The sequence below is a fragment of the Bacillus cereus group sp. N8 genome (assembly GCF_016483685.1).
Taxonomy (GTDB): Bacteria; Bacillota; Bacilli; order Bacillales; family Bacillaceae_G; genus Bacillus_A; species Bacillus_A proteolyticus.
On the sequence record NZ_JAEHBK010000027.1, the window covers coordinates 18,423 to 30,549 of the forward strand.

Sequence of the window (12,127 nt, forward strand, 5' to 3'; positions counted from 1 at the left end):
GATGTCGACTCAATATCTAAATTCTAATTTGAAAGTATTCTCTTTAAACTCTAATAAGGAACTTGCTGAGCAAATCGCAAAGCATATTGGAGTAGGACTAGGAAAATGTTCTGTTGATCGTTTTAGTGATGGAGAAGTTCAAATTAACATTGAAGAAAGTATTCGTGGTTGCGATGTATTCATTATTCAATCTACAAGCTTCCCAGTAAACGAACATATCATGGAATTACTTATTATGATTGATGCATTAAAACGTGCATCTGCAAAAACAATTAATATTGTTATTCCTTACTATGGTTATGCGCGTCAAGACCGTAAAGCGCGTTCTCGTGAACCAATTACATCTAAACTTGTAGCAAACTTGCTTGAAACAGCAGGTGCAACTCGTGTAATCACTCTAGATTTACATGCTCCACAAATTCAAGGATTCTTTGATATCCCAATCGACCATTTAATGGGTGTACCGATTCTTTCAGATTACTTTGAAACAAAAGGTCTTAAAGATATCGTAATCGTATCTCCTGATCACGGTGGTGTAACTCGTGCTAGAAAAATGGCAGACCGTCTAAAAGCGCCAATCGCTATTATTGATAAGCGTCGTCCTCGTCCGAATGTATCGGAAGTAATGAACATTATCGGTAATATTGAAGGCAAAACAGCAATTTTAATTGATGACATCATTGATACAGCTGGTACAATTACATTAGCGGCAAACGCTCTTGTTGAGAACGGTGCTTCTGAAGTATATGCTTGCTGTACACATCCAGTATTATCTGGTCCAGCAATTGAGCGTATTCAAAATTCGAATATTAAAGAGTTAGTTGTAACGAACTCTATCGTATTACCAGAAGAAAAGAAAATTGATAAAGTACATGAACTTTCAGTGGCTCCATTAATCGGAGAAGCAATCATTCGTGTATACGAAGAAGAATCGGTAAGTGTATTATTCAATTAATTGGATAGAATGAGACGTAACCAAGATTGGTTACGTCTTTTCGTATCGAAAAAAGAAAGTAGTGGTACAAGAATGAAATTAATAGTAGGACTTGGGAACCCAGGTAGAGAATATGAATTAACAAGGCATAATATTGGGTTTATGGCGATTGATGAACTTGCCAAGCGTTGGAATATTTCTTTGAATGAACAAAAATTCAAAGGGTTATTTGGTGCAGGCTTTGTTAATGGGGAAAAGGTAATCTTATTAAAGCCACTTACATATATGAATTTATCTGGGGAAAGTATCCGTCCACTTATGGATTATTATAAAATTGATGTCGAGGACTTCATCGTCATGTATGATGATTTAGATATTCCTGTAGGTAAATTACGCCTTCGCATGAAAGGAAGTGCAGGTGGACATAATGGTGTGAAATCAACAATTTCACATTTAGGAACACAAGAATTTCAACGTATCCGCATGGGAATCGATCGTCCGAAAAATGGGATGAAAGTAGTGGATTATGTATTAGGGCGTTTTACGTCTGAAGAACTTCCTGGTGTTAATCAATCCATTGAAAAGACAGCAGATGCATGTGAAGAGTGGTTAAATAAACCTTTTCTCCAAATTATGAATACTTTTAATAGTTAAGCGTATAATCTGGAATATTTTATTTTGCTTTAACCCATACTAGTAGTAACTGGATATTTAGGAGGCTAGTATGGAAGGGTATTATTACTGCAGACATTGCGAGAGTAATGTAGGCTCCGTTACCGTAGAAAAAGTATATAGCGACGTTTTGCTTCAACTAACAGAGCAAGAAGTGGTGGATATGATTCATTTTCATGAGAATGGAAATATATATATAAAAACAATTTGTGAATCGTGTCAAGAAACGCTCGCATCTTATCCTGAGTATTATGAATATGAAAAATTTCTGCAATAAAATGTTATCGCTTTGGCATGTCCAAAGCATTTTTCTGTTTTCTTTTTCCAAAATATTTGCATAAAATATAGTAACTTGCTCTTTATGTTGAGAGGAGTTTTGATAATGATAGGTTTATTAGAGCAGTTTTATAAAAATGAAGAGATACAATCGGTTATTAATGGGTTAGAAGATGGGTTGAAAGAGCAACTTATATCGGGTATGGCTACATCTTCTCGTTCATTATTAATGGCAGCTTTATATAAAAAAACAAAAAAATCGCAACTAATTGTGACGCACAATTTATATCAAGCGCAAAAAGTACATGAAGATTTAGTGGCTTTACTTGGTGAAAAAGATGTGTGGTTATATCCCGTAAATGAATTGATAGCATCGGAAATTGGTGTTGCAAGTCCAGAATTGAAGGCGCAGCGTATTGAAGTGTTAAATCGCTTAGCAGCGGGAGAGAATGGGATTATTGTAGCGCCAGTTGCAGGACTACGTAGATTTTTACCGATAAAAGAATTATGGAAGCAAAGGCAAATTGAAATCAATCTAGGGCAAGAGATTGATTTAGATGGACTTTTGCATACTTTACATCATATTGGCTACGAGCGTAAGTCAATGGTAGAAGCTCCAGGAGAGTTCAGTTTACGCGGAGGAATATTAGATATTTACCCATTAACGGAAGAATTACCATTTCGTATTGAATTCTTCGATACAGAAGTCGATTCTATTCGATTGTTTGATGTGGATGAACAGCGCTCTCAAGATAAAAAGGAAAGTGTTAAGTTCGGTCCAGCAACAGAGTTTTTATTTTCACAGGAAGAATTGAAATCGGGAATTAAGCATCTTGAAGAAGGTTTGACTAAGACGATGCAAAAGCTCTCCGATGATAAATTAAAGACTACAGTACTTGAGACGGTAAGTCATGAAATTGAGATGTTGAAAAACGGGCAAAGTATAGAACAAATGTTTAAATATTTATCTATTTTCTATAAAGAACCTGCTAGTCTGATAGATTATTTACCAGAAGATGGCGTTGTGATTTTAGATGAAATTTCCCGTATTCAAGAAACGGCATCACATCTCGAAACAGAAGAAGCGGAATGGTATATATCACTTCTTGGTGAGGGGACAATTATTCAGGACTTATCTTTCTCCCATTCGTTTGAGGAGTTTCTTCATCATAAAAAAAGAAGTTTTGTATATTTAACGTTATTCTTGCGCCATATAGCACATACACATCCACAAAATATTGTGAATGTGACATGTAAAACAATGCAAGATTTCCACGGACAGATGCAGTTGTTAAAAACTGAAATTGATAGATGGAATGAAGGGCATTCTACGACCGTTGTGCTCGGAACAGATGATGAACGTGTAAAAAAACTACAACATATTTTAAGTGATTATGATATTGATGCAGACATTGTAGAGGCTACAGATATTTTATTGCCTGGAAGGTTACAAATTGCTGTTGGTGATTTACATGCAGGGTTTGAAATGCCGATGCAAAAGCTTGTTGTTATTACTGAAAAGGAGCTTTTTCATAAGAAGGTTAAAAAATCACAACGTAAGCAAAAGTTATCTAACGCTGAACGTATTAAAAGTTATTCGGAATTAAAAGTTGGAGACTATGTAGTTCATGTAAATCATGGTATAGGTAAATTTTTAGGTATTGAGACATTAGAGATTAAGGGTGTTCATAAAGATTATTTAAATATTAAATATCAAGGTAATGATAAGTTATATGTTCCGATTGAACAAATTGATCAAGTGCAAAAATATGTAGGATCTGAAGGTAAGGATCCGAAAGTTTATAAATTAGGTGGGAATGATTGGAAGAAGGTTAAAACGAAAGTTGAAAAATCTGTACAAGACATTGCAGATGACCTAATTAAATTGTATGCCGAGCGCGAAGCTTCAAAAGGTTATGCATATACACCAGATACGGCAGAACAACAAGAATTCGAATCTTCTTTCCCATATCAAGAGACAGAGGATCAATTACGTTCTATTGACGAAATTAAGAAAGATATGGAACGTGGACGTCCGATGGATAGGCTTCTTTGTGGTGACGTAGGGTATGGAAAGACTGAGGTAGCCATTCGTGCGGCATTTAAAGCAATTATGGATGAAAAACAAGTTGCGATTTTAGTACCGACAACCATTCTTGCACAACAACACTATGAAACAATTCGAGAGCGTTTTCAAGATTACCCGATTAATATAGGGTTACTAAGTAGATTCCGTACGCGGAAACAACAAAATGAAACGATTAAGGGTTTAAAAGATGGAACGGTAGATATTGTAATCGGAACACATCGTATTTTATCTAAAGATGTTACCTATAAAGATTTAGGACTTCTTATTATTGATGAGGAACAAAGATTCGGTGTTACGCATAAAGAAAAAATTAAACAATTGAAAGCAAATGTTGACGTTTTAACGTTAACGGCAACTCCGATTCCGCGTACACTTCATATGTCTATGCTTGGTGTGCGTGATTTATCTGTAATTGAGACACCGCCAGAGAATAGGTTCCCAGTACAAACATATGTAGTGGAGTATAATCCAGCATTAATGCGAGAAGCGATAGAGCGAGAGCTTGCAAGAGGAGGTCAAATTTACTTCTTATATAACCGTGTGGAGGATATTGAAAGAAAAGCAGATGAAATTTCGATGTTAGTTCCAGACGCTCGTGTAACATACGCACACGGGAAAATGAATGAAAGTGAATTAGAGTCTGTTATGCTATCGTTTTTAGAGGGGCAGCATGATGTTCTTGTAAGTACAACAATTATTGAGACGGGTGTAGATATTCCGAATGTAAATACATTAATTGTATTTGATGCAGATCGTATGGGATTATCACAGTTGTATCAGCTTCGTGGTCGTGTTGGACGTTCTAATCGCGTCGCGTATGCATACTTTGCATACAAACGCGATAAAGTGTTATCGGAAGTTGCAGAGAGACGTCTGCAGGCAATTAAAGAGTTTACAGAGCTTGGATCTGGTTTCAAAATTGCGATGAGAGACTTATCAATTCGTGGTGCGGGTAATTTGTTAGGGGCAGAACAACATGGATTTATTGATTCTGTCGGATTTGATCTATATTCTCAAATGCTAAAAGATGCAATTGAACAGCGCAGGGGAACAGACGGAGTTGAAAATACAGTTAATGTTGAAATTGATTTAGAAGTAGATGCATATTTACCGGATGCGTATATTTCAGATAGTAAGCAAAAAATTATGATGTATAAACAATTTAGAGGTGTTTCTGCAATTGAGGATATTGAAGAGCTGCAGGAAGAGATGATAGATAGATTTGGTGATTACCCACAAGAAGTTGGTTATTTATTACAAATCGCAAATATTAAAGTGTTAGCAATGAAAGAACAAATTGAGTTAATTAAGCAAAATAAATTTGAAGTAACGTTCCTGTTTTCTGAACAAGCAAGCCAAAATATCGATGGTGGAAAATTATTTATGCTAGGGAATAGTTTTGGTCGTATGATTGGTCTTGGTATGGAAGGATCACAATTGAAAATTGTGATGAAAACGAATGGATTAGAGACATCGAAATGGTTAACAATTGCTGAAAATTTATTAAAAGGCTTACCAGATGTAAAAAAAGAAGTAATAAATGCCTAATTTAAGATAAAAAATACAATTCGACGTGCATAGAAGAACTAATGTGTAAAATACTATGTTTAACAGTTGGTGATTTTTACATGAACAGGTAAATTCACTACTTTTGATCATCAGTAGAAAGTGAGGCAGCATTAGAATGAAAGCAACTGGAATCGTACGTCGAATTGATGATTTAGGCAGGGTAGTAATCCCGAAGGAAATTCGTAGAACTTTACGTATTCGAGAAGGAGACCCACTAGAAATATTTGTTGATCGCGATGGAGAAGTGATTTTGAAAAAATATTCTCCAATTAGTGAACTGGGTAATTTTGCAAAAGAATATACGGAAGCTTTATACGATAGCTTAGGACATAATGTGCTTGTATGTGATCGTGATTCTATTATCGCAGTAGCAGGCATATCTAAAAAAGAATACTTAAATAAAAGTGTTGGCGATTTAATTGAGAAGACAATGGAAGAGCGTAAGTCTGTAATTATGACAGATGAAAGCGAAATTTCAATTATTGATGGAGTAACAGAAAAGGTTACTTCTTATACAATTGGCCCAATTGTTGCGAATGGGGATCCAATTGGAGCTGTTGTTATCTTCTCTAAAGAGGCTATTATAAGTGAAGTAGAGCATAAGTCAGTAAATACAGCTGCAAGCTTTTTAGCGAAACAAATGGAGCAGTAGTGAAGTGTAATTTCTATAAGTAGCAATCTTTCCTAATTATGATATTTCTATTTGAGAAATTAACTATTTGGAGATATAAGTATATTGAACGAAGGTAGCTCTTTGCTACCTTTTTTCATTGAATATTTTTGTTGTTGAAAGAAGTCAGTGGATGTAAGGAATATGAAGGAGAGCCAGTTTTTCTTTGTGATATAATACGAGGGGCGAGAATAGAAAAAGGAGTTTTCTTGTATGGAAGCGAAGAAGTATCAAGCCTTTTGGCGTGGGGCTATTATATTAACAATCGCAAGTTTTGTTACGAAAGTATTAAGCGCTTTTTACCGTATTCCATATCAAAATATAGCGGGTGATATTGGTTTTTATATTTACCAACAAATTTATCCGTTTTATGGATTTTGTTTAATTTTAGCTACTTATGGGTTTCCTATTATTATTTCAAAAATGGTCGCAGAAAGATTAGAACAAGGAAAACAAAAAGAAGCGAAAGAAATTATTTGTGTATCTTTTTGGTTTTTATTGGGAATCGGATTTGTGGGGTTTTTCATACTGTTCTTCGGTGCCGAAACAATTGCATCGGCTATGGGCGATATACATTTAGATAAATTATTACGTGTTATTTCGTTTTCATTCCTACTAATGCCATTTTTATCTGTAGCGAGAGGATATTTTCAAGGATTCAATAATATGATGCCGACGGCTGTTTCGCAAGTAATTGAACAAACGATTCGTGTTTCTATTATTGTATTTTTATCACTATTCCTTATTGCTCATGGATTTGATTTATATACAGTTGGTGCGGGTGCTATGCTAGGCTCAATTGCAGGTGGGCTTATTGGGATTATCGTACTTTTACTTTATATGCGTCATGATTTCCGGTCTATTTTCTTTAAAAGTTGGAAGAGAGTTGGAGATAAAAAAAGGATTATTAGAATCCTTTTTTGGCAGGGATTAGCGATTTGTGTTAGTAATTTAGTCCTTATTTTTATACAAATGGCGGATTCTATTTCTTTTTATACCTTGCTTATTCGCGCGGGAGAGCAAGTTGAAAATGCAAAGGTACTAAAAGGTGTTTATGATAGAAGTATCCCGCTTATGCAATTAGGTACCGTTGTGACAACTTCTTTCTCATTGTCACTTATTCCTATTATTACAGCGGCGAAAGAAAGAGGAGATCTTTCCTTTATTCAAGAAAAGGTAAAGTTAGCAATGAAAATAACATTTGTTATTGGATTTGCAGCAGCCATCGGATTAACTTGTATTATTCAGCCTACAAATATTATGTTATTTGAGAATAGTGATGGGTCAGATGTGTTATCGATTTTATCTTTATCTATTTTATTTAGCTCATTGTCAATTACAACTGCTTCTATTTTGCAAGGGTTGGGACAAATATTAAAACCAGCAATATTCGTTTTATTTGGAGGTTGTTTGAAGCTAGCTTTAAACTATATATTAATGCCTTATTTTGGTGTGAAGGGAGCTGCAATTGCAACTTTAGTTGCGCTTATTGTAATTGCCTTGCTAAATAGTGTGTTACTTATGCGAGCTGTATCAGAGCCGCTTATTGATAAGCGGAATATGTTAGGTGTAGTTATTAGTGGTATTGGTATGGGATTTGTATTATTAATCTTTATGCGTGTGTTGCGAATGTCTGGATTAGTAATTGATACAGGACATAGAGGAATTGCGACGCTTGAAGCGCTGTTAGGTGTAGCCATCGGCGGATTAGCATATATGTTTTTGATTTTAAAATTACGTGTATTTACAAAAGAAGAATTAGGAACCGTTATGAAACAAGAGAAAAAAGAAGGTTCATTGAAGAAGAGTGGATAGAGGTGACTGGTTGTGAGTGGAATCATTACTATTTTAGGATTAGGTGCTGGTGAGTTAGATCAGTTAACGATGGGTGTATATCGAAAGATAAAAGAAGCGGACCATATGTTTGTTAGAACGAAGGAACACCCAGTTATAGAAGAATTGGAGAAAGAAGGCATAAAATATACAGCTTTCGACGATGTATACGAAGCGCATGATACATTTGAAATCGTATATGAAACAATCGCGAATACGTTGTTAGAACAAGCTAAAGGTACAGAAATTATTTATGCAGTTCCTGGTCATCCGCTTGTAGCAGAAAGAACAGTTCAGCTACTTTTGGAAAAAGGAGAGGTAGCAAATATTGAAGTGCGACTTGAAGGTGGACAAAGTTTCCTTGATCCGATGTTTGCGAGTCTAAAAATTGATCCGATTGAAGGATTTCAATTAATTGATGCTACATCATTTGAAAGAGGACAATTAGAATTACGTCAACATTTAATCTTTTGTCAAGTGTATGATGCGTTTGTTGCTTCAGATGTGAAACTGCCGTTAATGGAGATGTTGCCAGATGATTACGAAGTGTATATCGTAACAGCTGCCGGAACTTCATTTGAGCAAGTAAAAAAAGTGCCATTATACATGTTAGATCATGAAACGGAATTAAATAATTTAACGAGTGTATATGTACCGCCAGTTAAGGAACGTGAATCCTTGTATCAGCAGTTTGATGTGCTTAGAGCAATTATTGCTGATCTTCGTGGACCGAATGGTTGCCCGTGGGATAAAAAGCAAACTCATCAATCTTTAAAGAAATACTTAATTGAAGAGGCATATGAAGTGCTAGAAGCCATTGATGAAGAGGATGATGATCATTTAGTAGAAGAACTGGGTGATATATTATTACAAGTTATGCTTCATGCCCAAATTGGAGAGGATGAAGGTTGGTTCTCCATAGATGATATTATTCGAACTTTATCTGAGAAAATGGTTCGTCGTCACCCACATGTGTTTGGGAATACGGATGTAAATAATGCTGATGAAGTAATCGCGAATTGGGAAGAGATTAAAAAACAAGAAAAGGGATTCGTGAAAGAATCTGTTTTAACGGGTATTCCAAAAAGCTTACCGCAGCTAATGCGTGCTTATGAAATTCAGAAGAAAGCTGGAAAGGTTGGATTTGATTGGGTTGACGTGCAGCCGATGATAGAGAAAGCCTTAGAAGAATGGCAAGAATTCCAGCAAGAAGTTGTAAACATGGATGAGGAAAAGATGCTAGGTGAATTTGGTGATTTAATATTTGCATTTGTTAATATAGCTCGTCATTATAAAATAGATCCAGAAGAAGCGTTGCGTTCAACTAATGAGAAATTTACCGGTCGTTTTTTATACATGGAAGCAAAAGTAGCAGAAATGAATAAAGAAATGCAAGATTTATCATTAGAACAGTTAGATGTTTTATGGGAAGAGGCCAAACAAACAGAGCGTTAATAGGGGGACTTGATATGCGTTTAGATAAGTTTTTGAAAGTGTCACGTTTAATTAAAAGAAGAACATTAGCAAAAGAAGTATCTGATCAAGGAAGAATATCCATTAATGGTCAAGTGGCAAAAGCGAGTTCAGATGTAAAGGTAGATGATGAATTAACAATTCGTTTTGGTCAAAAAATAGTAACTGTGAAAGTAAATGAATTGAAAGAAACGACTAAAAAAGAAGATGCAGCAAACATGTATAGTATAGTTCGCGAAGAAAAAGTAAAAGCAGAAGAAGGCTTGTTCTAAAATGGATCACCCCTTCATACATTACTATTAGCTAGTATAAAGCTATGGAGGGATTTTCGTGAATAATGGTTACTCACCTACGTCTTCTAATCAACAAAATGTTTCTGTAGAGCATGATATTATTATGCGTGGCAGGCGTGTAATCGATATTACTGGTGTAAAGCAAGTGGAGAGTTTTGATAGCGAAGAGTTTTTACTTGAGACTGTAATGGGCTTTTTAACAATTCGTGGTCAAAATTTACAAATGAAGAATTTAGATGTAGAAAAGGGTGTTGTATCGATTAAAGGGAAAATTCATGAGATGCTGTATATCGATGAGAATCAAGGGGAGAAAACTAAAGGTTTCTTTAGTAAGTTGTTTAAATGAGCCTAACAATTCAGTTGTATACAATGCTTTCAATGATTGGAATGGGTGCTTGGATTGGTGCATCTTTAGATACGTATCAACGATTCTTAAAACGCCAAGAGCGTAAACGTTGGCTTGTATTTATACATGATATACTATTTTGGATTGTCCAAGCCTTATTCGTTTTTTATGTATTACTGCTCGTGAATGAAGCTGAATTACGTATATATGTATTTTTGGCATTACTATGCGGTTTTGCGGCATATCAAAGTTTATTGAAAGCAGTATACATGAAGATGTTAAATTTTCTCATCTATATTTTTGTACAAACAATACAATTTTTTGTTCGAATTATACAGCTACTCATGATAAAACCTGTTATTATTATAGCGCAGCTATTTATTGCATTTATATTATTCTTATTTCGTGTACTGCTTTCAATTGGACATGTGTTATGGAAAATGGCGATTTGGATATTACTTTTCATTTGGAAAGTTTTTTTCTGGCCTGTTCGATTTATTGCTTCACTCATATGGAAACTTCTCCCTAATCGTGTTAAACTTTTTATAACGAAGCATGTAGGGTTCCTGCAATATATAGCAAAGTTGAAGGGACATATCTTCCAATTATGGGAGCGTATAAAAAAGAAGTTAGGGGGACCTCGGAAATGAGGGAACTGAGACAAAGAACAATCGAAAAACAGAGTCCAAATCCTGTTAAAGAACATATAATACAAACGGATGAGAACAGGAAGCGACTTTATCGCCGTTTAGCGGTTTTTCTTGTCTTTGCTTTTACAATTATTGCGAGTATTAGTGTAACGTTTTATCAACAAAACAGTTCCATTAAAGCAAAAGAAGCAAAAGTTAAGGACATGAAAAAAGAACTGGATTCATTAACGAAAAAAGAAAAAAGTCTAAAAGACGAAGTTCAAAAGTTAAATGATGAAGAGTACGTTTTAAAGATTGCTAGAAGGGATTATTTCTTCTCCGGAAAAGGGGAGATAATTTTTCCTGTTTCTAAGTAGAGTATGTCTTATTGACACTATATTTTAGGATTATATATAATAAAGTAAAATTTGACTTTTTAACCACTAAGGAGGAGCATTTTTTTTATGTCAATCGAGGTAGGCAGCAAGTTACAGGGTAAAGTAACAGGTATTACAAATTTTGGCGCTTTTGTGGAGCTGCCAGAAGGCTTAACGGGTCTTGTTCATATTAGTGAAGTTGCTGATAATTATGTGAAAGATATTAACGATCACTTAAAAGTGGGCGACCAAGTAGAAGTAAAAGTTATTAATGTTGAAAAAGATGGAAAAATTGGTCTATCTATTAAAAAAGCGAAAGAACGCGAAAAAACAGAAGGAGATCGTCCACGTGGTGAATACCAACAACGTGGTGGTGATCAACAACGTTCTGGACGTCCACAACGTAATAATCGTTCTTTCAACAGAGATAACCGCGGTGGCGGTAACGACCGAGCTCCAAAAGAAACATTTGAGCAAAAGATGGCACGCTTTTTAAAAGATAGTGAAGATCGTTTAACTTCTTTAAAGCGTAACACAGAATCTAAACGTGGTGGCCGTGGCGCGCGTCGCGGATAATAAGAACGTTTAATGTTTAGCATATAGAGAGGTACCCAGGGTCATTACTCAGGGTACTTTTTTATATGAGAGAATGTATTTTTAAAAAAGTTTTCAAGATGTGTTGACTTTAAATTGTATCTGATGTAAGATACTAATTGTCCGTTAAATACGACGACATGGCGGTGTAGCTCAGCTGGCTAGAGCGTACGGTTCATACCCGTGAGGTCGGGGGTTCGATCCCCTCCGCCGCTATATTTAATTTAACGGCCCGTTGGTCAAGTGGTTAAGACACCGCCCTTTCACGGCGGTAACACGGGTTCGAATCCCGTACGGGTCATCTAAAAAGATCATGCAAATTGCATGATCTTTTTTTGTTAAGTAAATTAAGACATACAACACTTCTACAAA

At 35.4% G+C, this 12,127-nt stretch carries 12 protein-coding genes and 2 tRNA genes; all 14 read left to right on the top strand.

Going from position 1 to position 12,127, the window contains the following annotated elements; all coding sequences use genetic code 11:
* The first annotated feature begins 1 nt into the window (after nucleotide 1).
* The 14 genes from JDS80_RS24800 to JDS80_RS24865 all read left to right on the top strand — a co-directional run bounded on the left by JDS80_RS24800 (nucleotide 2) and on the right by JDS80_RS24865 (nucleotide 12,056).
* Nucleotides 2-955 carry a ribose-phosphate diphosphokinase gene (locus JDS80_RS24800; protein WP_000107420.1) on the top strand — a complete coding sequence of 318 codons (954 nt, stop codon included), beginning with the start codon at nucleotides 2-4 and terminating at the stop codon, nucleotides 953-955.
* A gap of 72 nt (nucleotides 956-1,027) precedes the next feature.
* A complete protein-coding gene (gene pth, locus JDS80_RS24805; RefSeq protein WP_000767700.1) occupies nucleotides 1,028-1,588 on the top strand; it encodes an aminoacyl-tRNA hydrolase in 561 nt (186 codons plus the stop codon).
* Between the two features lie 70 nt (nucleotides 1,589-1,658).
* Nucleotides 1,659-1,883 carry an anti-sigma-F factor Fin gene (locus JDS80_RS24810; protein ID WP_000399437.1) on the top strand — a complete coding sequence of 75 codons (225 nt, stop codon included), beginning with the start codon at nucleotides 1,659-1,661 and terminating at the stop codon, nucleotides 1,881-1,883.
* Nucleotides 1,884-1,988: 105 nt separating this feature from the next.
* Nucleotides 1,989-5,519, top strand: a complete 3,531-nt coding sequence (gene mfd / locus JDS80_RS24815) for a transcription-repair coupling factor (protein WP_199640200.1) — start codon at nucleotides 1,989-1,991, stop codon at nucleotides 5,517-5,519.
* 136 nt (nucleotides 5,520-5,655) lie between these two features.
* Nucleotides 5,656-6,192: a stage V sporulation protein T gene (gene spoVT / locus JDS80_RS24820; RefSeq protein WP_071745157.1), complete on the top strand. Its 537-nt coding sequence runs from the start codon at nucleotides 5,656-5,658 to the stop codon at nucleotides 6,190-6,192.
* Nucleotides 6,193-6,423: 231 nt separating this feature from the next.
* Nucleotides 6,424-8,025, top strand: a complete 1,602-nt coding sequence (locus JDS80_RS24825; protein WP_199640201.1) for a putative polysaccharide biosynthesis protein — start codon at nucleotides 6,424-6,426, stop codon at nucleotides 8,023-8,025.
* Between the two features lie 12 nt (nucleotides 8,026-8,037).
* Nucleotides 8,038-9,498 carry a bifunctional methyltransferase/pyrophosphohydrolase YabN gene (gene yabN / locus JDS80_RS24830; RefSeq protein WP_199640202.1) on the top strand — a complete coding sequence of 487 codons (1,461 nt, stop codon included), beginning with the start codon at nucleotides 8,038-8,040 and terminating at the stop codon, nucleotides 9,496-9,498.
* Nucleotides 9,499-9,512: 14 nt separating this feature from the next.
* Nucleotides 9,513-9,788 carry an RNA-binding S4 domain-containing protein gene (locus JDS80_RS24835; protein ID WP_001234880.1) on the top strand — a complete coding sequence of 92 codons (276 nt, stop codon included), beginning with the start codon at nucleotides 9,513-9,515 and terminating at the stop codon, nucleotides 9,786-9,788.
* A 58-nt stretch (nucleotides 9,789-9,846) separates the two neighbouring features.
* The gene (gene yabP / locus JDS80_RS24840; protein ID WP_071745160.1) at nucleotides 9,847-10,155 is read left to right on the top strand and encodes a sporulation protein YabP; all 309 of its coding nucleotides are present in this window, start codon (nucleotides 9,847-9,849) and stop codon (nucleotides 10,153-10,155) included.
* A complete protein-coding gene (gene yabQ, locus JDS80_RS24845) occupies nucleotides 10,152-10,805 on the top strand; it encodes a spore cortex biosynthesis protein YabQ (RefSeq protein ID WP_071745161.1) in 654 nt (217 codons plus the stop codon). The genes yabP and yabQ overlap by 4 nt, the downstream gene beginning before the upstream one ends.
* Entirely contained in the window at nucleotides 10,802-11,161 is a 360-nt protein-coding gene (divIC, locus tag JDS80_RS24850) for a cell division protein DivIC (protein WP_001208735.1), read from the top strand. The genes yabQ and divIC overlap by 4 nt, the downstream gene beginning before the upstream one ends.
* A gap of 87 nt (nucleotides 11,162-11,248) precedes the next feature.
* The gene (locus JDS80_RS24855) at nucleotides 11,249-11,737 is read left to right on the top strand and encodes a S1 domain-containing RNA-binding protein (protein WP_000021449.1); all 489 of its coding nucleotides are present in this window, start codon (nucleotides 11,249-11,251) and stop codon (nucleotides 11,735-11,737) included.
* A 160-nt stretch (nucleotides 11,738-11,897) separates the two neighbouring features.
* Nucleotides 11,898-11,971 (top strand) — tRNA-Met (locus JDS80_RS24860).
* 13 nt (nucleotides 11,972-11,984) lie between these two features.
* Nucleotides 11,985-12,056: transfer RNA gene (locus tag JDS80_RS24865), tRNA-Glu, on the top strand.
* Nucleotides 12,057-12,127: the final 71 nt, after the last annotated feature.

Excerpts from the sequence above, each read along its gene's own strand:
- JDS80_RS24800 (WP_000107420.1), top strand. The coding sequence starts at position 2 with ATGTCGACTCAATATCTAAATTCTAATTTGAAAGTATTCTCTTTAAAC.
- pth (WP_000767700.1), top strand. The coding sequence starts at position 1,028 with ATGAAATTAATAGTAGGACTTGGGAACCCAGGTAGAGAATATGAATTA.
- JDS80_RS24810 (WP_000399437.1), top strand. The coding sequence starts at position 1,659 with ATGGAAGGGTATTATTACTGCAGACATTGCGAGAGTAATGTAGGCTCC.
- mfd (WP_199640200.1), top strand. The coding sequence starts at position 1,989 with ATGATAGGTTTATTAGAGCAGTTTTATAAAAATGAAGAGATACAATCG.
- spoVT (WP_071745157.1), top strand. The coding sequence starts at position 5,656 with ATGAAAGCAACTGGAATCGTACGTCGAATTGATGATTTAGGCAGGGTA.
- JDS80_RS24825 (WP_199640201.1), top strand. The coding sequence starts at position 6,424 with ATGGAAGCGAAGAAGTATCAAGCCTTTTGGCGTGGGGCTATTATATTA.
- JDS80_RS24835 (WP_001234880.1), top strand. The coding sequence starts at position 9,513 with ATGCGTTTAGATAAGTTTTTGAAAGTGTCACGTTTAATTAAAAGAAGA.
- yabQ (WP_071745161.1), top strand. The coding sequence starts at position 10,152 with ATGAGCCTAACAATTCAGTTGTATACAATGCTTTCAATGATTGGAATG.
- divIC (WP_001208735.1), top strand. The coding sequence starts at position 10,802 with ATGAGGGAACTGAGACAAAGAACAATCGAAAAACAGAGTCCAAATCCT.
- JDS80_RS24855 (WP_000021449.1), top strand. The coding sequence starts at position 11,249 with ATGTCAATCGAGGTAGGCAGCAAGTTACAGGGTAAAGTAACAGGTATT.